Origin of the sequence: Mesorhizobium sp. B2-6-2 (genome assembly GCF_006440615.1) — a bacterium.
GTDB lineage: Bacteria > Pseudomonadota > Alphaproteobacteria > Rhizobiales > Rhizobiaceae > Mesorhizobium.
The window spans coordinates 145939-163363 of the sequence record NZ_VFUG01000002.1; the positions used below are offsets into that span (position 1 = coordinate 145939).

The following is a 17425-nucleotide window of genomic DNA, read 5'->3' on the forward strand; positions in this document are numbered from 1 at the left end:
ATGGATATGTTCAACGCAATCATCCAGGTGCTGGATTCGACCATCCGCCTTTCGGTGCCGCTGCTGCTCGCTTGCCTGGCGGGTCTTTATTCGGAACGGGCCGGCATCTTCGACATCGGCCTAGAAGGCAAGATGCTGGTCGGCGCCTTTGCCGGCGCTTCGGCCGCCGCCGTCTTCCATTCGGCGCTGATCGGCCTCGGCACGGCCGTGCTGATCTCGGTCGCTTTCGCCCTGGTGCACGGCTTCGCCTCGATCACGCATCGCGGCAACCAGATCGTGTCCGGCGTGGCGATCAATTTCATCGCTGCCGGATCGACCATCATCCTCGGCCAGGCGTGGTTCCAACAGGGCGGACGCACGCCGGCCCTGCAGCCGGCCGAACGCTTCGAGGCGATCATCTGGCCCGGCGCCGAGGCGATCAAGGACGTGCCGATCATCGGCCCGATCTATGCCGAGCTGATCTCCGGCCATTCGATCCTGGTCTATTTCGCCTTCGCCATGGTGCCGTTCACCTGGTGGGTGCTGTTTCGTACCCGCTTCGGGCTCAGGATGCGCGCCGTGGGCGAAAATCCGGCAGCGGTCGACACCGCCGGCATCTCGGTCGCCTGGCTGCGCTACCGCGCGCTGATCTGCACCGGCGTCCTCACGGGCGTTGCCGGCGCGTATCTTTCCATGGTGCAGAATGGCGGCTTCGTGAAGGACATGACCGCGGGCAAGGGCTATATCGCGCTGGCAGCGCTCATCTTCGCCAAATGGAAGCCGGTCAACGCCATGTTCGCCTGCCTGTTGTTCGGTTTCCTCGATGCAGCGGCGATCCGCCTGCAGGGCTCGCCGCTGCCGATCATCGGCAAGGTGCCGGTGCAATTCATGCAGGCGCTGCCCTATGTGCTGACCGTCATTCTGCTCGCCGGCTTCATCGGCAAGGCCATCCCGCCGCGTGCCGGCGGCGTGCCCTATGTGAAGGAACGCTGAGGTCGGAGAATGCCGGGGCGGGATTTTCGTGCGGCGGCTACCGGTATTTGAACAAGATCGTGGGAGAGAAGAACCGGATGTCGCATGATCTTTTCGAGGCGGCGAAGACGGCGATGGCAAAGGCCTATGCGCCCTATTCGAAGTTCCCTGTGGGGGCAGCGCTGCGCACCGAGGACGGGCGCGTCTTCACCGGCGCCAATATCGAGGTGGCGTCCTATCCGGAAGGCTGGTGCGCCGAGACGACGGCGCTCGGCCATTACATCATGGGCGGCGGCGGCAGGATCGTGGAGATCGCGGTGATCGCAGAACGCATGGCCAAATGCTCGCCATGCGGCGGCTGCCGGCAGCGGCTGGCTGAATTCTGCCGGCCGGACACGAAGCTTTATCTCTGCGACAACGCGGGCGTGGCCGAGACGGTGACCATGGGCGACATGCTGCCCTACGGCTTCAGGGGCGACATCTTGAAATGAAGAGCGGGTTGAAATGAAGGAAGCGCTGGATCATCTGGTCGAGAAGCTGGACGGACTGGCGCCGACCGCGGCGCTCGTGCTGGGCTCGGGCCTGGGCGGGCTGGTCGACCAGGTCAAGGATGCCAGGCGCATCTCCTATGCCGAACTGCCGGGTTTCCCGCGCAGCGGTGTTTCCGGCCATGCCGGCGAGGTGGTTGCCGGGCATTTCGCCGGCACGCCGGTGCTGATGCTGTCCGGGCGCGCGCATTATTACGAGCATGGCAATGCCGCGGCGATGCGGCCGGCGCTGGAGGTGCTTGCCGGCATCGGCATCTCGCATTTGATCCTCACCAATGCCGCCGGCTCCGTCGATCCTGAAATGGGGCCCGGGTCGGTGATGCTGATCACCGACCACATCAATTTCTCCGGCTCCAACCCGCTGATCGGCGAGCCGAGCGACCGCCGCTTCGTCGGCCTCACCGAGGTCTATGACGCCGGCTTGCGCGGCGCGATCGAGAAAGCGGCGAAGGCAACGGGAACTGCGCTGCATCAAGGCGTCTATATGTGGTTTTCCGGACCATGCTTCGAGACGCCGGCCGAGATCCGCATGGCCCGCGTCATGGGGGCGACGGCGGTCGGCATGTCGACCGTGCCGGAAGTCATCCTCGCCCGCTTCCTCGGGCTCAAGGTCGCCGCCTGCTCGGTCATCACCAACCTGGCGGCCGGCATGACCGGAGCGGAGCTCTCGCACCAGGAAACCAAGGATATGGCGCCCATCGGCGGCGCGCGGCTGGCGACGATCCTGCGGCACGTCTTCCAGGACGGCTTGCCCGATTGATGCTGCCGCAGGAGATCATCCGCCGCAAGCGCGACGGCCACAAACTCTCGGCCGACGAGATCGCGGCCTTCGTCGCGGGGCTGACAACCGGCACAATCTCCGAGGGCCAGGTCGGCGCTTTCGCGATGGCCGTGTTCCTCAACGGCATGAGCCGCGAGGAAGCGGTGGCGCTGACGATCGCGATGCGCGATTCCGGCGATGTGCTCGACTGGTCCGACCTGCCGGGCCCGGTCACCGACAAGCATTCCACGGGCGGCGTCGGCGACAATGTCTCGCTGATGCTGGCGCCGATCGTCGCGGCCTGCGGCGCCTGTGTGCCGATGATCTCGGGCCGCGGTCTCGGCCACACCGGCGGCACGCTGGACAAGATGGATGCCATCCCCGGCTATGCCAGCCAGCCCGACGTGGCGCTTTTCCGCAAGACGGTGCTCGAGACCGGTTGCGCCATCATCGGCCAGACCGCCGATCTCGCGCCGGCCGACCGCAGGCTCTATGCGATCCGCGACGTGACCGGGACGGTCGAATCGGTCCCGCTGATCACCGCCTCGATCCTGTCGAAGAAGCTTGCCGCGGGCTTGGGCTCGCTGGTGCTCGACGTCAAGGTCGGCAACGGCGCCTTCATGGAGAAGTCGCGCGATGCTGTCGCCCTGGCGAACAGCCTGGTCGAGGTCGCCAATGGCGCCGGCTTGAGCGCCTCAGCGCTGGTGACCGGCATGAACGAGCCGCTGGCCTCGGCCGCCGGCAACGCGGTCGAGGTGAAGAATGCCGTCGATTTCCTCACCGGGCGATATCGCGACCGGCGGCTGGAGGATGTGACGCTGGCGCTGGCGGCCGAGATGCTGCAGTCGGCGGGGCTCGTCTCGTCCAACCAGGACGGCATCAGGCGCGCCACCGAAGCGCTTGCCGGAGGCCGTGCGGCGGCCGTCTTCGCGCGAATGGTGTCCGCGCTTGGCGGTCCCGCCGATTTCATCGAGAACGCGGAAAAATATTTGCCGACTGCGCCCGTCGAACTGGCCGTGAAGGCGGAACAGGATGGGTTCGTGACCGGCATCGCCACGCGCGATATCGGGCTTGCCGTCGTCACGCTCGGCGGCGGCCGTAGCCGTCCGGACGACAAGATCGATCATGCCGTCGGTCTGACCCGGCTGTTGCCGGTCGGCGCCGAGCTGCGCCCGGGCGAGGCACTGGCGCTGGTGCATGCCCGTACCAATGCGGAGGCCGAGGCGGCGGCGGCGGCCGTGCGAGCTGCTTATACGATCGGCGGTTCCAAACCGCCCGCCGAAAAGACCGTGCTCAGGCGGATACTGCCGCGCTAGAGCAGTTCATCGTTTCGCGGAAACGGTGAACTGCTCTATTTTTTGTGGCTGACGCAATTCCGGACGGAAAACCGCTGCGCACTTTTCCTGGAACTGTTTACATCGGACTTACTGCACGAGCAGCAGCGAGCCGTCCTGGACCTGGTATTTCTGCAACCGCTGCAGGAAGCTCATGCCGATCAGGTTGGTCTGCAACGCCCTGTCGTCGAGCACCATCGCCTGGATGTTATCGACCGAGATCTTGCCGATCTGCAGGCGGTCGACCGTCACCACGGCGGCCTTGATCGCGCCGTTGGCGGTGTTCACCGGTCGATTGAAGTCGGACGGATTGAGCGAGATGCCGATCCTGCGCGCCGTCGAGGTGTTGATGGCGACCAGCGTCGCGCCGGTGTCGATCATGCCGTCGATCTGGCGGCCATTGAGCTTGAACTGCGACGTGAAGTGGCCGCGCCCATCGGCATTGACCAGCACCTGACGGCCGAGCGGCACCGGCGTCGCCGGCTTGTCCGGAACCGAGGCGAGATTGACCTGCGGTTCTGCCTCCGGCGCAGCCGGCTGCGGGGCGACGGTCGATTTCAGCAAGCCGTCCATCAGATGCGGGTTAGCCTGATAGACGATCGGAATAGAAGCTGAGGTTCCGGCAAAGATGCCGAGGATGAGAATCTTGCGCAGCATTGATGCCCCTGGAGCGTTTCACCGTTTCAAGGAAACGTCGACCCGCTCTATCCCTTGTTTTGGAGCAATTCCGAACGAAAACCGCTTCACACTTTTCCTGGAATTGCTCGCGAAGCAGCATCCTTAAGCCCGACATGGTGTGTACGACTTTAACGCGTGCGGGAACCGCAAGCTTGCGTAAACGGCCAGTTAAGAACGGCGCTCACTTTGTGCCGTACATGCGGTCGCCGGCGTCGCCGAGGCCGGGCATGATGTAGCCCTTGTCGTTCAGCTGCCGGTCGATCGAGGCGGTGAAGATCGGCACGTCCGGATGCGCCTTGGTGAAGCGCTCGATGCCTTCGGGGGCGGCGAGCAGGCAGAGGAAGCGGATGTTGGTGGCGCCGCGCCCCTTAAGCTTGTCGATCGCGGCGATCGCGGAATTCGCGGTCGCCAGCATCGGATCGACGACGATCACCAGGCGGTCGGCAAGATCGCTCGGCGCCTTGAAGAAATACTCGACCGCTTCAAGCGTCTCGTGGTCGCGGTAGAGGCCGATATGGGCGACGCGTGCTGCCGGCACCAGGTCGAGCAGGCCCTCGAGCAGGCCATTGCCGGCGCGCAGCACCGAGGCAAAGACCAGCTTCTTGCCTTCCAGCGTCGGCGCCTCCATCTCCTCGATCGGCGTCTCGATCATGGTCGTGGTCAGTTCGAGATTGCGGGTCACCTCATAGCCGAGCAGCAGCGAAATCTCGCGCAGCAGCCGCCGGAAGCCGGCCGTCGAGGTCTCCTTCTTGCGCATGATGGTCAGCTTGTGCTGGACGAGGGGGTGGTCGACGACGGTGACGCCCTGCATGATGTGCTCCGACTGGTTCGCAGTGGGTGTTAGTCAGTAGTGAGTAGTGAATAGTGAGCCGATTTGCGAGTCCTCGCCCTGGGGAAAGCTCCTGCCTTCAACCGCTCTATGCGCGCTCGGCCAAATCCATAACTACTGACTACCGACTACTCCCCTACTCACTCACCGTACCTTCACGTCCAACCGGCTTATCAGCATCGCCTTGGTCTTCTTGTCCACGAAGGCCGCTTCGACGGCCGTTCTGGTGATCCCGGCGAGCACCTTGTCGTTCAAGGCGAAATGCTCGGCGGCGATATCGTATTCGCGCTTCAGCGAGGTCCAGAAGTAGGGCGGGTCGTCGGAGTTGAGCGTCACCTTGCAGCCGGCTGCGCGCAGCGCCGGAAAGGGATGGTCGGCGAAGCTGTCGAACACTTTCAGCGCGATGTTGGAGCCCGGGCAGCATTCCAGCACCACGCCTTCGGCGGCGATGCGGCGGACCAGGTCCGGATTCTCGATGGCTCGAACACCGTGACCGATGCGGGAGGGGCGGATGTGGTCGAGCGCCGCCGCCACACTTTCCCAGCCCACCAGCTCGCCGGCATGGATGGTGATGCCGAGGCCCGCTTCGCGCGCGATCTCGACGGCGCGCACATAGTCCTCGAAATCGCCGATGCGCTCGTCGCCGGCGACGCCGAAACCGGTCACCAGCGGATGGCCGCAGCGCGCCGCGAAGCGCGCCGCCTGCTCGATCGCCTCGACCCCGACATGGCGCACGCCGGTGACGATCATGCGGCCCTCGATACCGGTCTTGGCCTTGGCGCGGGTCATGCCTTCGCCCAGCGCATCCGTATAGGCTTTTGGCGACAGGCCGGCCTTTTTGGCATGGTCCGGGGAGGTGAAGATCTCGGAATAGATGGCGCCGTCGCGGGCGAGGCTGGTCAGATAGTAGTCGGCGAGGCGGGCATAGTCCTCCTCCGTGCGAAACAGGTCGGAAGCGAAGTCGTAAGCCGCGAGAAACGAGGTGAAGTCCTGCCAGACGAATGAGCCGTCCTGAATGTAGGGCGAAGGGTCCTTGCCGTATTTGCGGGCTTGGGCGACGACGAGCTCGGGCGCCGCCGCCCCTTCGATGTGGCAGTGCAGTTCGGCCTTCAAAATCATGCGGTCATCCCGTCCGATATGCTGCTCTCGCGCAGATTCTGGCCGGAAAATCATGCGTGGCCTTTCCCTGCCGGGTTTTGAAGGCGCGGCCGAAAACCGCGCCTTGGACAATAGCGTCGGCACCATCGATCGGCTATGGTCCCGCCGGTTTTATGGCGGATCAAAATAATGTCAGTTGAGAGAACCACGGCCGCGGGCGGCATGGAAACCTCCTATGGTTTCAGGAAGGTCGGGGAAGGCGAGAAGCAGCCCCTGGTCAACGACGTCTTCCATAAGGTGGCCAATCGATACGACCTGATGAACGATCTGATGTCGGCCGGGTTGCATCGGTTGTGGAAGGACGCGATGGTCGCTTGGCTGAACCCTCCTAAAAAGGTGGGCTGGAAGGTGCTCGACGTTGCCGGCGGCACCGGCGATGTCGCCTTCCGCATCGTGGAGGCCAGCCAGCGCCAGGCCCATGCCACGGTGCTCGACATCAACGGCTCGATGCTGACCGTCGGCCGCGACCGCGCCGAAAAGCTGGGGCTTGCCGCGAACACCGACTTCGTCGAGGCCAATGCCGAGGAATTGCCTTTCGAGGACGACACCTTCGATGCCTATACGATCGCGTTCGGCATTCGCAACGTGCCGCGCATCGAGGTCGCTCTCGACGAAGCCTATCGGGTGCTGAAGCGGGGCGGACGGTTGCTCTGCCTCGAATTCTCCGAGGTCGATATGCCGCTGCTCGACAAGGTCTATGACGCTTGGTCGTTCAACGCCATCCCCAAAATCGGCAAGGCGGTGACCGGCGATGGCGAGCCCTATTCCTATCTCGTCGAATCGATCCGCAAGTTCCCCAACCAGCAGAATTTCGTAGCGATGATCACTCGCGCCGGCTTCGACCGCGTCACCTTCCGCAACTATTCGGGCGGCATCGCCGCCCTTCATTCCGGCTGGAAGCTTTGAGGCGCGGCCCCTTGCAGCAGGCGCCTTTGAAACAGGCAGGGCTATGACCAGCGTCGGCGCAGCCTTCAGGCTCGCCAGGGCCGGCTGGGTGCTGGTCCGCGAGGGCGTCGTCGCGGCGTTGCCGGGCGAAGAGCTCTCCGGCATGCCGAAATTCGGCTGGCGCGTGGCGCGGCTTTTCACCCGCCGCCGGGCGCTGAGCTATCAGCGGGGCGACAGGCTGGCGCGGGCGGTGGTGCGGCTCGGACCTTCCTACGTCAAGCTCGGCCAGTTCCTGGCAACCCGCCCGGATGTCGTCGGCAACGACATGGCGCTGGACCTCGCACTCTTGCAGGACAAGATGCATACCTTCCCGAAAGCGGAGGCGGTCCATGCGATTGAAGCCTCGCTCGGGCGCAGGATCGACGATCTCTATTCGAGCTTCGGCGAACCGGTGGCGGCGGCCTCTATCGCGCAGGTGCACGGCGCCGACGTGGCACGTGATGGAACGACGTCGCGCGTGGCGGTGAAGGTGATCCGGCCCGGCGTGCGGCGCCGCTTCTTCCAGGATCTCGAAAGCTATTTCCTCGCCGCCCACCTGCAGGAGAGATACATCCCCTCGTCGCGCCGGCTGCGTCCGGTCGAGGTGACCCAGACACTGGCGCAGACCACCAAAATCGAGATGGACCTGAGGCTCGAGGCAGCCGCGCTTTCCGAACTCGGCGAAAACACCAAGGACGACCCGGGTTTTCGCGTGCCGGCGGTCGACTGGGAGCGGACCGGCCGCGACGTGCTCACCATGGAGTGGATCGACGGCATCAAGATGAACGATCTCGCCGGCCTCGCCGACGCCGGCCACGACCTCAAGGCGATCGCCGCCAATCTGGTCCAATCGTTCCTGCGGCACACGTTGCGCGATGGCTTCTTCCATGCCGACATGCATCCTGGAAATCTGTTCGTCGAGCCGAACGGCACAATCGTCGCGGTCGATCTCGGCATTGCCGGCCGGCTCGGCAGGAAGGAGCGCCGCTTCCTGGCAGAGATCCTCTACGGCTTCATTGTGCGCGACTATCAGCGCGTCGCCGAGGTGCATTTCGAGGCGGGCTACGTGCCGCGCCAACACAATGTCTCGGCCTTCGCGCAGGCGATCCGCGCCATCGGCGAGCCGATCCACGGCCAGTCGGCCGAGACCATCTCGATGGCGAAGCTGTTGACGCTGCTGTTCGAAGTCACGGAGCTGTTCGATATGGCGACGCGGACCGAGCTGGTGCTTTTGCAGAAGACCATGGTGGTGGTCGAAGGCGTCGCCCGCACGCTCGATCCGGCCTTCAACATGTGGAAGACGTCCGAGCCTGTGGTCAGCGACTGGATCGCGGGCAACCTCGGCCCGCGCGGCATGCTCACCGACGCGCGCGACGGCGCCAAGGCGCTGCTGACGCTCGCGCGCCAGGCACCGGACCTCGCCGCCCGCACTGACCGGCTGTCGCGCGAGATCGACCTGATGGCCGAGAAAGGTCTGCGCTTCGACCAAGCAACCGCGCGCGCGATCGGCAAAGCCGAAGCGCGCCATACCCGTTCCGGCCGCGTGGCGCTGTGGGTGATCGCGCTGACATTGGTCTACATTGCGTGGAAATTGCTCTGACCGCCATGCGGCTTGTCGCCAATTGATTGCATTGCTATCATTGCAAGCGCTACCTGAAGTGAGTGCAATCACATGGCCAGCATCACGATCCGCAACCTGGATGACGAGGTCAAGGACCTGCTCAGGCAACTCGCGGCCGAGAATGGCTGCTCGATGGAGGAGCAGGCGCGGGCGATGATACGCGCCGCGGTCGAAGGCCGGGCAGGGCAGGCCGACCGCATCGGTCAGATCGAAGAAAGGCTGCGTGCGCTGATAGGCTCAAAGGAGCAGGCAGCGCCGGTTGTCGCTGCATCCGCCAAATCAGTTTCGCGAGGTTCTCTCTCCGGCAAGCGCATCCTGCTCATCATCGGCGGCGGCATCGCCGCCTACAAGGCGCTCGACCTGATCCGGCGGTTGCGCGAACGCGGCGCTTCGGTGCGGGTGGTGATGACGTCGGCCGCGCAGGAATTCGTCACCATGCTGTCGGTCGGCGCGCTTTCGGCCGACCATGTCTTCACCGAGCTGTTCGACCGCAAGGACGAGCACGATGTCGGCCATATCAGGCTGTCGCGCGAGGCCGACCTGCTGGTCGTCGCGCCGGCAACCGCGGACTTGATGGCGAAGCTCGCCAACGGTCATGCCAACGACCTTGCCTCGACGGTGCTTTTGGCCACCGACAAGAAGGTGCTGATGGCGCCGGCGATGAACCCGAAGATGTGGGGGCATCCGGCAACGCGGCGCAATCGGGCCACCTTGCAGAAGGACGGCGTCGCCTTTGCCGGCCCCGCCAAGGGCGAGATGGCCGAGAGCAATGAAGCGGGCGAAGGCCGCATGGCCGAGCCGCTGGAGATCGTCGCCGCGATCGAGGCGATGCTCGACGAGAAGCCGAAGCCGCTTGCCGGGCGCCGGGTCATCGTCACCTCCGGCCCGACGCATGAGCCGATCGATCCGGTGCGCTACATCGCCAACCGCTCCTCGGGCAAGCAGGGCCATGCCATCGCGGCCGCGCTGGCGAAGCTCGGCGCCGATGTCAGGCTTGTCTCCGGCCCGGTCACCGTCGCCGATCCGGCCGGTGTCGCGACCACCCATGTCGAGACAGCCGGCCAGATGAAGGAAGCGGTCGAGAGCCTGCTGCCGGCGGATGCCGCCGTGTTCGTTGCCGCCGTCGCCGACTGGCGCACGGTGAACGCCGCCGGGGAGAAGATCAAGAAGGTGGCGGGCAAGGGACCGCCTTCGCTGCAGATGGTCGAGAACCCCGACATCCTCGCGGGCATCGGCCATCATGCGCAGCGGCCGGGCCTCGTCGTCGGCTTCGCCGCCGAGACGCAGGACCTCATCGCCAATGCCGAGGCGAAGCTCAAGAAAAAGGGCGCGGACTTCATCGTTGCCAACGACGTCTCGCAAGCAAGCGGCATCGGTCCGTCCGGCGTGATGGGCGGCGACCGCAACAAGGTGCGCATCGTCTCCAGGACCGGCGTCGAGGAATGGCCAGAAATGGGCAAGGACGAAGTGGCGGCGCGGCTCGCCGCGCTGATTGCCGAGCGGCTGCAGCAGGCTGTCGTCGTCTGAGGGCAAGCCCGCGTTTCGGTCGTTGCCGTCGTCGGCGTCAACCCGCCGCAAGTCGCGGCCGGTTCGCCGTCGAAAAGATTCTCAGCGCCGCCAGGCAGCCGAACACGCCGAGTGGCACGAAGGCCAGAAACAGCCAGCCGGCGACGCCTGCGGCCGCTTCACGGTTCAGGCCTTCCGAGAAGCCGCTGGCATTGGCGACGATGCCGGCGAGCGCTGCGCCTACCGCATAGCCGATGCGCTGCATGGTCGGCACGGCGGCCGAGGCGATGGTCTGCTCGCCGTCGCGGGCCGAGGCGACGATGACGCGCGTGAGGAAGGGCCAGCAAACGCCGAAGCCGCCGCCCTGCAAAAGGGCGCAGAGCAGGATCAGCGGGATCGAGCCCGCCGGGATTGTGTAGGCGAAACCGGCAAGGCCGGAGGCGATCATCAGCGCGCCGACGAGGATTATCAGTCTCTCGCGCTCCAGCGGCGCATTGGCGATGAGGATAGACAGGATCGACCAGGCGATCGATTCTGCGGCGATGATGTAGCCGGTGGTCAGGATCGGAATGCCGTGCAGCGTGGTCAGAAGCAGCGGCCCGTAAATGGTGAAGGTGCAGGTCGCCACGGAGAAAGCCGCAACCATCGTCATGCCGCTGCCAAGCGGGGAGCGCCATGAAAACAGAGGCGACGGGAAGAGCCGGGATTGCGGTCTAAGCGCATCCACGCGGAAGAAAAGCGCCAGGCCGGCCAGGCCGAGGAAGAGGAGCAGCGACGAGCGCAGCAGGGCGATATCGATGCCGGCGGCGGCGATCAGCACGACGCTGAGGGCGAGACAGGCAAGCGCGGGATAGGGGAAGGGCGGTGCCTTGCCGCCGCTCGCCTGCGGCTTCCTCGCTTCGGGCTTGTCGAGCACGACGAAGCTTGCCAGCGCCATCGCTGCGCCGCCGAAGGTGAAGACGCCGAAAGCCCAGCGCCACGACAGGAACTCGGTCATGAGAGCGCCAAGCATCGGGCCGCTGAAGGCGGCGACGCCCCAGATCGCGGACATGATGCCGAAGAGCTGCGGCCAGATGTTGCGTGGAAACAGGCGCTCGACCGAAACGAAAGCCAGCGATACGAGTGCGCCGCCGCCAAGCCCTTCGACCAGACGCCCGATGAGGAACAACGGCATGGATGGCGCCGCGGCGCAGATCAACGCGCCGGTCGCATAGAGCAGGGCCGCGACCATCATGTTGGAGCGCAGGGCGACATAACTGACCAGCCGGCCGGCTGCGGCGCCGGCGACGATCGCGCCGAGCTCATAGATCGCCAGCGACCAGCCGACCAGCTGCACGCCCGCGAGTTCGCCGACCATGGCGGGCATCACCGTCGCCACCATTGTCTCGTTGGTGGCATGCAGCAGGATGCCGAGGCTGACGAAGCAGAAGCGCGCCAGGTCGCCGCTTGCCCACAATGCCCGCCAATCCACCCTGTTGCTGGCCACCCTGTTGCTGGCCACCTTGTTGCCGCTCGCTGCCGTCACGCCGATCTCCTGCTTATTTTGCGCACTTCATCCGCGTTGCGAACGAGGGGCAAGATCCAGTTCGGCAGGCTTGTAGAACCTCAAGCGCAGTTGAGCTCAAGAGACTTTTTCGCGGATTTCGAGGCAAGCCACCATTGGCGCCGAAGGGATCCGGCTTTCCAAAGCACTCGGCCCGGAACAGATGTTCCGGGCCGAGTGCGGCGCGATGAATTTAGAAAGCCGAAGGCTCACTTGTAAGAGTGGACGAGATCCAGCGACGCCACGGTGACGGCCAGGTTGAGGCCGGTCTGTGCCTGCACGCTGAGCGGCTCCAGCATGAAGGCGCTGTCCAGGCCGCCGACCAGGATATTGGCGCCGCCGCCGGTCACCACGCTCGCCTCGGCGTTGACGCCGTAATAGCTGCCGGCGAGATCGCCCGCATCATGGCTGCGGGTGGCGGCAAGCACCGCCCAGACGAGCTGGCCCTGATGCGTCTTGCCGAGGTCGACGCCGAGCTTGGAGATCATCCCGGTATAAACCTCGGCCGGGCCGTGATGGGAGGGCCGGAAGACGCAGGAGACGCCCTTGTTCGACGTGATGACATAGCCGACGCCGCCGTCGATGGTGCAATCGAGCGTGCCGAGCCGCAGCGTGCCGGCGCTGACCGGAGAAGCGAGGACCGTGGCGGCAAGCGCGGCAGCGGCACAGGCAAGTGTCTTGATCATTGGAAAGTCCCTTTCGCGAAAATCTTGGCCCCGGCTTAAACGATCGAGGTGCACGGAGCGTTCCGCCGAAACTTTGACGCGAACATGGCAAGGGTTAACGCATTGTCCTGGGCGGTTAACGGATCGCTATCGGCGTCTCCGCAGCGCAACATCGCGGCCGCCGACGGCGACCGGGCGACCGCGAACGACGCTTAAGCGTCGTCCCTTCCGGCGTCGGATCAGCTGGCGTTGCCGCCGGTGCGCGACAGGCCGTCCTTGGCCGGCTGGTAGTTGGGGTCGAGGTGGATCGCCTCGCGGTAGGACTTGGCGGCCCTTCCCTTGTCGCCGCGCTTTTCGTAGATCAGCGCCTGGTTGGCCCAGGCTTCGGCGTTCTTGCCGTCGAGCTTGATGGCCATGTTGAAGTCGGAGAAGGCGTTGTCCTCGTCGCCTGTCGCCAGGTAGGAGAGGCCGCGGCCGTTGTAGGGCTCGGCGGCGTCCGGCGCCAGCGAGATCGCGGTCGAGAAATCCTCGATGGCGAATTTGTGCTGGCCCTGGCTCTGATAGATCAGGCCGCGATTGTGGTAGGCGCGGGCATCGGTGGTGTCGAGTTGGATCGCCTTCTGGAAGTCGTTGAAGGCATCCTGGGTGCGGCCCGCCTTGCGGTAGAGATTGCCGCGGCCGATATAGGCTGCGTCGTAGTTGGCGTTGATCTGGATCGAGCGGTTGTAGTCGGCTAAAGCGGCTTCCTGATTGCCGAGGAAGCGCTGGATCAGCGCGCGGTTCGAATAGGCCTGGTAGAAGTTCGGGTTGAGCTGGATCGCCTGGTTGAAGTCCTTGAGCGCCGCCTGGTACTGGCCGCCGCGGCCATAGGCCGAGCCGCGCACGTTATAGCCCTCGGGATCCTGCGGATTTCGCTGGATGACCGCCGAAAGCGAGGAGATGTTCTCGCTCGACCCCTGCGCCTTGTCGATCGAGTTGAACCCACCCGTCGGAGTCGTCTGGCATGCTGCAAGCGTCAGACCCGAAAGCAGGGCCGCCGTCAGGGCGAAGCCGCGAAAAGCGGTTTTGCGCTCCACGGTAATTGCGTTCATCTTTGTCCTCACTGCCGCAGCGCCGTCAGTCCGTTCCCTCTCCGAACCGGCTCCAATACATAAACAAAAAGGTGGCGGCGATTCCGCATCGCGCCACCTTCGGTATCCTTCGAAAAGGACGAAAAATAGGCGTTATGAGCGCGGCGAGCGCGATGCGCCGGCAGCACCAGCCGGAGCCGGGCGCGGGGTCATCGGCAGCAGGCCTTCGCGCTGGGCGCGCTTGCGGGCCAGCTTGCGGGCGCGGCGCACGGCCTCGGCCTTCTCGCGGGCACGCTTCTCCGACGGCTTCTCGTAGTGACCGCGCATCTTCATTTCGCGGAAAATACCTTCGCGCTGCATCTTCTTCTTCAGCGCGCGAAGCGCCTGATCAACGTTGTTGTCGCGGACGAGTACCTGCACGGGCAATCCTGTCTTCGGGTTTGAAATCATTAGGCAAACAGCCATAGCTGACATGCCTCCGCGGCGAATTGCACCGCGAATTGTGGCGGCTGATAGCAGAATCAGGCTGGGATGTCCACCTTTGATTGCGCGAAACGGCATCAAAAACCCGAGCGCTGCGCCCGCATGTTTGCTCGCGCTACGCGGTCGTCAGATGGTGGCGCGCAAAGTCCTCGAAAAACTCACCATAATCGCAGGTGATTTCCTCGCCGGCAGCGATGTCGCGAATGGCCCTGGCGCCGCCATATTGCGAGAAATCGGTATTCGGCCGCTCGGAGTGATTCATGAAGCGGCCATTGTCCACCTCATACACGATGAAGCCGGGCTTGTCCGGGCTCGGATAGGCGTAGCGGTCGAGCAACTCGCGCAGATGCGGCGGCGCCGCCTCATATTTTTCCATCGGGATCAGCCGGTCGAAATCCGGATCGAGGCGCCAGATCGAAGCGCCCTTGCGGATCGGCTCGGCGGCGAAGACCCCGACCCCTTCGATGGCGCTCTGGGCAACATAGGTTCTGATCAGCAGCATCGTTCCGGTCCGATTTCGACGGGAAACGAAAATCGTCAAATCGGAGCGGATTGCAAGGCCGCCCCGCGACTTTTTCGGTTGGCCGGTAGCGGCATGCCCGTCAATCTCCTCACGTCCGGTTGATCGAGACCCCGCCATCGGCAAACAGCGCGGTTCCGGTGGTGAAGCTCGAGGCATCCGAGGCAAGGTAAAGCGCGGAGCGGGCGATCTCTTCCGGCTGCGCCATGCGCTTCAAGGCATGAATGCCTTCGACGAAAGCGCGGGCCTCGGGCGTGGTCGTGGTTGCGCCGGGCGTGTCGGTGCCGCCGGGCAGCAGCGCGTTGACGCGCAGTCCTTGCGGACCGTATTCGGCAGCGAGCACCTGCGTCAGGCCGATCAGTCCGGCCTTGGCAGCGGCGTAGGCCGCCATGCCCGGCATGCCGGCGGTGTAGCCGACGAAGCTCGAGGTGAAGATCAGGGAGCCGCCGCCGCGCTCCAGCATGGCCGGTATCTGGTGCCTTGCGGCGAGGTAGGCGCTGGTCAGATTGGTGTCCATCGTCTCGTGCCAGGTGGCCGGCGCCATGTCGGTCACCGGTCCCATCACGCCGACGGCGCCGGCATTGTTGAAGGCGATGTCGAGGCCGCCAAATCTCGCGACGGCGAATTCGACGAGCGCCTTCGCATAGGCCTCGTCCCTTACATTGCCGGCAAGCGCGGCTGCCGTGCCGCCGGCCGTTTCGATCTCGCCGACGAGCGCGTCGAGCTCGGCCTGACGCCGGGCCGCGACGACCAGGGTTGCGCCTTGCTCGGCAAACAGTTTGGCGGTGGCGCGGCCGATGCCGGAGCTCGCGCCGGTGACGATTGCGACCTTGTTTGTAAGGGTGAACATGTCTTTGCATCCTTCCTTTGTACCGGGCTGGCCGGCGGTTGGATGCTTGGTCGCAGATGAGGATTACGGCGGCCACCCGAAACCGGCAAAGGCGCCATTGCCCTACTGCCGCAACAGCCAAGCCAGCCGGTCCACCGAGAAGGCGTAGCTGAAGGCAATCAGCAGAGCCATGACGATGCCAATGGCCACGTGACCGGTCAGATAGAATCCCCCGGCGCCGCCGCACAGGATGACGAGTTCCAGCGCCAGCCTGAGGGCGCCGGGCACCGGCACCGGAGCTCGACCCGACCGGCTCGGATCATTGAGCACGGCGAAAGTGCCCCACAGCACCGCCGCGACGAGCGGCAAGGCGACGGCAAGAATCCAACGGCTGAACCCGACGGCAAAGCTCCAGCCGATCATGCCGAGCCCAAGCAGCGCTGCAAGTTCCAGCAGGAAGCGCAGGGTCAGATTCCACCAGACATTACCCATTGTCGTCCTCCAGCATCACGCGGCAGGAGTGTCGCCGAACGGAACCACGGAAGCCAGAGCAGACGCTTCGTTTTTTGACCGTGGCGCAAAACGGCAAGCGCCGTCGCAAACAGCGCAAGGATGGCGACGCGGTTTCGCTAGTGATACACCTCGCAAGCCGGGGCAGGGATGCCCGGCCGCAAATCCGCGAAAGCTACTGGCGCGAGGCCTGAACGTGAAGAAATACTCGGTATTCGCCATTGCCCGCGAGGCCATGCGCGGCCACAGAGGCTGGGAAGAGCAATGGACGTCGCCCGAGCCGAGGAAAGAATACGACGTCATCATCGTCGGCGCCGGCGGACACGGCCTGGCGACGGCCTATTATCTGGCGAGCGAGCACGGCATCACCAACATCGCGGTGTTGGAAAAGGGCTGGCTCGGCGGCGGCAACACCGGCCGCAACACCACCATCATCCGCTCCAACTACCTCTATGACGAAAGCGCCGGCATCTACGACCATGCGCTGAAGCTGTGGGACGGGCTCAGCCAGGAGCTCAACTACAATGTCATGTATTCGCCGCGCGGCGTCATGATGCTGGCGCACAATGTGCATGACATCCAGGTGTTCAAGCGCCACATCCATGCCAACCGCCTCAACGGCATCGACAATGAATGGCTGACGCCCGAACAGGCGAAGGAATTCTGTCCGCCGCTAAACATCTCCAGGGACGCGCGCTATCCGGTGATGGGCGCCGCGCTGCAGCGTCGCGGCGGCACGGCGCGCCATGATGCGGTGGCCTGGGGCTATGCGCGCGGGGCTTCGGCGCGCGGCGTGCACATCATCCAGAACTGCGAGGTCACCGGCATCAAGCGCGCGGCCAATGGCGCGGTCAGCGGCGTGGAGACGACGCGCGGCTTCATCGGCGCCAAGAAGGTCGGCGTGGTCGCCGCCGGCCATTCCTCCGTCATCATGAACATGGCGGGCGTGCGCATGCCGCTCGAAAGCTATCCGCTGCAGGCGCTGGTGTCGGAGCCGGTCAAGCCGGTCGTGCCCTGCGTGGTGATGTCGAACACGGTGCACGCCTATATCTCGCAGTCGGACAAGGGCGAGCTGGTGATCGGCGCCGGCACCGACCAGTATGTCTCCTATTCGCAGACCGGCGGCCTGCACATATTGCAGCACACGCTCGACGCCATCTGCGAGATGTTCCCGATCTTCACCCGCATGAAGATGCTGCGCTCCTGGGGCGGCATCGTTGACGTGACCCCCGACCGTTCGCCGATCCTGGCGAAGACGCCGGTCCAGGGCCTCTACGTCAATTGCGGCTGGGGCACAGGCGGGTTCAAGGCGACGCCCGGCTCGGGCAACGTCTTTGCGCATACGATCGCCAAGGACGAGCCGCATCCGATCAACGCGCCCTTCACACTCGAGCGCTTCCGCACCGGCCGTCTCATCGACGAAGCCGCCGCGGCGGCGGTGGCGCACTGACGATGGCTCAGCCGATTTGCTTTCACTTAGCCGGCGCGTGCGCCGG

Annotated in this window: 18 protein-coding genes; 8 read left to right on the forward strand and 10 right to left on the reverse strand. The window is 64.9% G+C overall.

What is annotated here, in order from left to right:
* From FJ419_RS06095 to deoA, 4 genes are all read left to right on the forward strand, one after another.
* Positions 1 to 972 carry an ABC transporter permease gene (locus FJ419_RS06095; protein ID WP_140688472.1) on the forward strand — a complete coding sequence of 324 codons (972 nt, stop codon included), beginning with the start codon at positions 1 to 3 and terminating at the stop codon, positions 970 to 972.
* Between the two features lie 77 nt (positions 973 to 1049).
* Positions 1050 to 1442, forward strand: a complete 393-nt coding sequence (gene cdd / locus FJ419_RS06100; RefSeq protein ID WP_095766692.1) for a cytidine deaminase — start codon at positions 1050 to 1052, stop codon at positions 1440 to 1442.
* Between the two features lie 13 nt (positions 1443 to 1455).
* Positions 1456 to 2259: a purine-nucleoside phosphorylase gene (locus tag FJ419_RS06105; protein ID WP_140688475.1), complete on the forward strand. Its 804-nt coding sequence runs from the start codon at positions 1456 to 1458 to the stop codon at positions 2257 to 2259.
* Positions 2259 to 3575, forward strand: coding sequence for a thymidine phosphorylase (gene deoA, locus FJ419_RS06110; protein WP_140688477.1), 1317 nt, complete (start codon positions 2259 to 2261; stop codon positions 3573 to 3575). The genes FJ419_RS06105 and deoA overlap by 1 nt, the downstream gene beginning before the upstream one ends.
* A 108-nt stretch (positions 3576 to 3683) precedes the next feature.
* Here deoA and FJ419_RS06115 read toward each other — a convergent pair whose 3' ends face one another.
* From FJ419_RS06115 to FJ419_RS06125, 3 genes are all read right to left on the reverse strand, one after another.
* The gene (locus tag FJ419_RS06115) at positions 3684 to 4250 is read right to left on the reverse strand and encodes a TIGR02281 family clan AA aspartic protease (protein ID WP_140688479.1); all 567 of its coding nucleotides are present in this window, start codon (positions 4248 to 4250) and stop codon (positions 3684 to 3686) included.
* A gap of 202 nt (positions 4251 to 4452) precedes the next feature.
* Positions 4453 to 5082: a uracil phosphoribosyltransferase gene (gene upp / locus FJ419_RS06120; protein WP_027165262.1), complete on the reverse strand. Its 630-nt coding sequence runs from the start codon at positions 5080 to 5082 to the stop codon at positions 4453 to 4455.
* Between the two features lie 162 nt (positions 5083 to 5244).
* The gene (locus tag FJ419_RS06125) at positions 5245 to 6219 is read right to left on the reverse strand and encodes an adenosine deaminase (protein ID WP_140688486.1); all 975 of its coding nucleotides are present in this window, start codon (positions 6217 to 6219) and stop codon (positions 5245 to 5247) included.
* Between the two features lie 168 nt (positions 6220 to 6387).
* On the opposite strand from FJ419_RS06125, the gene ubiE reads away from it, so the two are divergent.
* The 3 genes from ubiE (at position 6388) to coaBC (ending at position 10330) form a co-directional block, all read left to right on the forward strand.
* Positions 6388 to 7164: a bifunctional demethylmenaquinone methyltransferase/2-methoxy-6-polyprenyl-1,4-benzoquinol methylase UbiE gene (gene ubiE / locus FJ419_RS06130; RefSeq protein WP_140688503.1), complete on the forward strand. Its 777-nt coding sequence runs from the start codon at positions 6388 to 6390 to the stop codon at positions 7162 to 7164.
* A 43-nt stretch (positions 7165 to 7207) separates the two neighbouring features.
* Positions 7208 to 8782, forward strand: coding sequence for a 2-polyprenylphenol 6-hydroxylase (gene ubiB, locus FJ419_RS06135; protein ID WP_140688509.1), 1575 nt, complete (start codon positions 7208 to 7210; stop codon positions 8780 to 8782).
* A gap of 72 nt (positions 8783 to 8854) precedes the next feature.
* Positions 8855 to 10330, forward strand: coding sequence for a bifunctional phosphopantothenoylcysteine decarboxylase/phosphopantothenate--cysteine ligase CoaBC (gene coaBC / locus FJ419_RS06140; protein WP_210241648.1), 1476 nt, complete (start codon positions 8855 to 8857; stop codon positions 10328 to 10330).
* Positions 10331 to 10367: 37 nt separating this feature from the next.
* On the opposite strand, the gene FJ419_RS06145 is transcribed toward coaBC, so the two are convergent.
* The 7 genes from FJ419_RS06145 to FJ419_RS06175 form a co-directional block, all read right to left on the reverse strand.
* Positions 10368 to 11834 carry an MFS transporter gene (locus tag FJ419_RS06145; RefSeq protein WP_246679132.1) on the reverse strand — a complete coding sequence of 489 codons (1467 nt, stop codon included), beginning with the start codon at positions 11832 to 11834 and terminating at the stop codon, positions 10368 to 10370.
* Between the two features lie 227 nt (positions 11835 to 12061).
* Positions 12062 to 12538 (reverse strand): DUF992 domain-containing protein, encoded by a 477-nt coding sequence (locus tag FJ419_RS06150; protein WP_140688512.1) that lies wholly within the window; start codon positions 12536 to 12538, stop codon positions 12062 to 12064.
* A gap of 218 nt (positions 12539 to 12756) precedes the next feature.
* Positions 12757 to 13608 (reverse strand): tetratricopeptide repeat protein, encoded by an 852-nt coding sequence (locus tag FJ419_RS06155; RefSeq protein WP_140688514.1) that lies wholly within the window; start codon positions 13606 to 13608, stop codon positions 12757 to 12759.
* A 132-nt stretch (positions 13609 to 13740) separates the two neighbouring features.
* A complete protein-coding gene (gene rpsU, locus FJ419_RS06160) occupies positions 13741 to 14007 on the reverse strand; it encodes a 30S ribosomal protein S21 (protein ID WP_027165252.1) in 267 nt (88 codons plus the stop codon).
* 178 nt (positions 14008 to 14185) lie between these two features.
* Positions 14186 to 14572 (reverse strand): SET domain-containing protein-lysine N-methyltransferase, encoded by a 387-nt coding sequence (locus tag FJ419_RS06165; protein ID WP_140688516.1) that lies wholly within the window; start codon positions 14570 to 14572, stop codon positions 14186 to 14188.
* 109 nt (positions 14573 to 14681) lie between these two features.
* The gene (locus FJ419_RS06170; RefSeq protein WP_140688520.1) at positions 14682 to 15440 is read right to left on the reverse strand and encodes an SDR family oxidoreductase; all 759 of its coding nucleotides are present in this window, start codon (positions 15438 to 15440) and stop codon (positions 14682 to 14684) included.
* A 102-nt stretch (positions 15441 to 15542) separates the two neighbouring features.
* Positions 15543 to 15911, reverse strand: a complete 369-nt coding sequence (locus FJ419_RS06175) for a YrdB family protein (protein WP_140688522.1) — start codon at positions 15909 to 15911, stop codon at positions 15543 to 15545.
* A 214-nt stretch (positions 15912 to 16125) separates the two neighbouring features.
* Here FJ419_RS06175 and FJ419_RS06180 point away from each other — a divergent pair, with 214 nt between their 5' ends.
* Positions 16126 to 17379: a sarcosine oxidase subunit beta gene (locus FJ419_RS06180; protein ID WP_140541914.1), complete on the forward strand. Its 1254-nt coding sequence runs from the start codon at positions 16126 to 16128 to the stop codon at positions 17377 to 17379.
* The last annotated feature ends 46 nt before the right edge of the window (positions 17380 to 17425 follow it).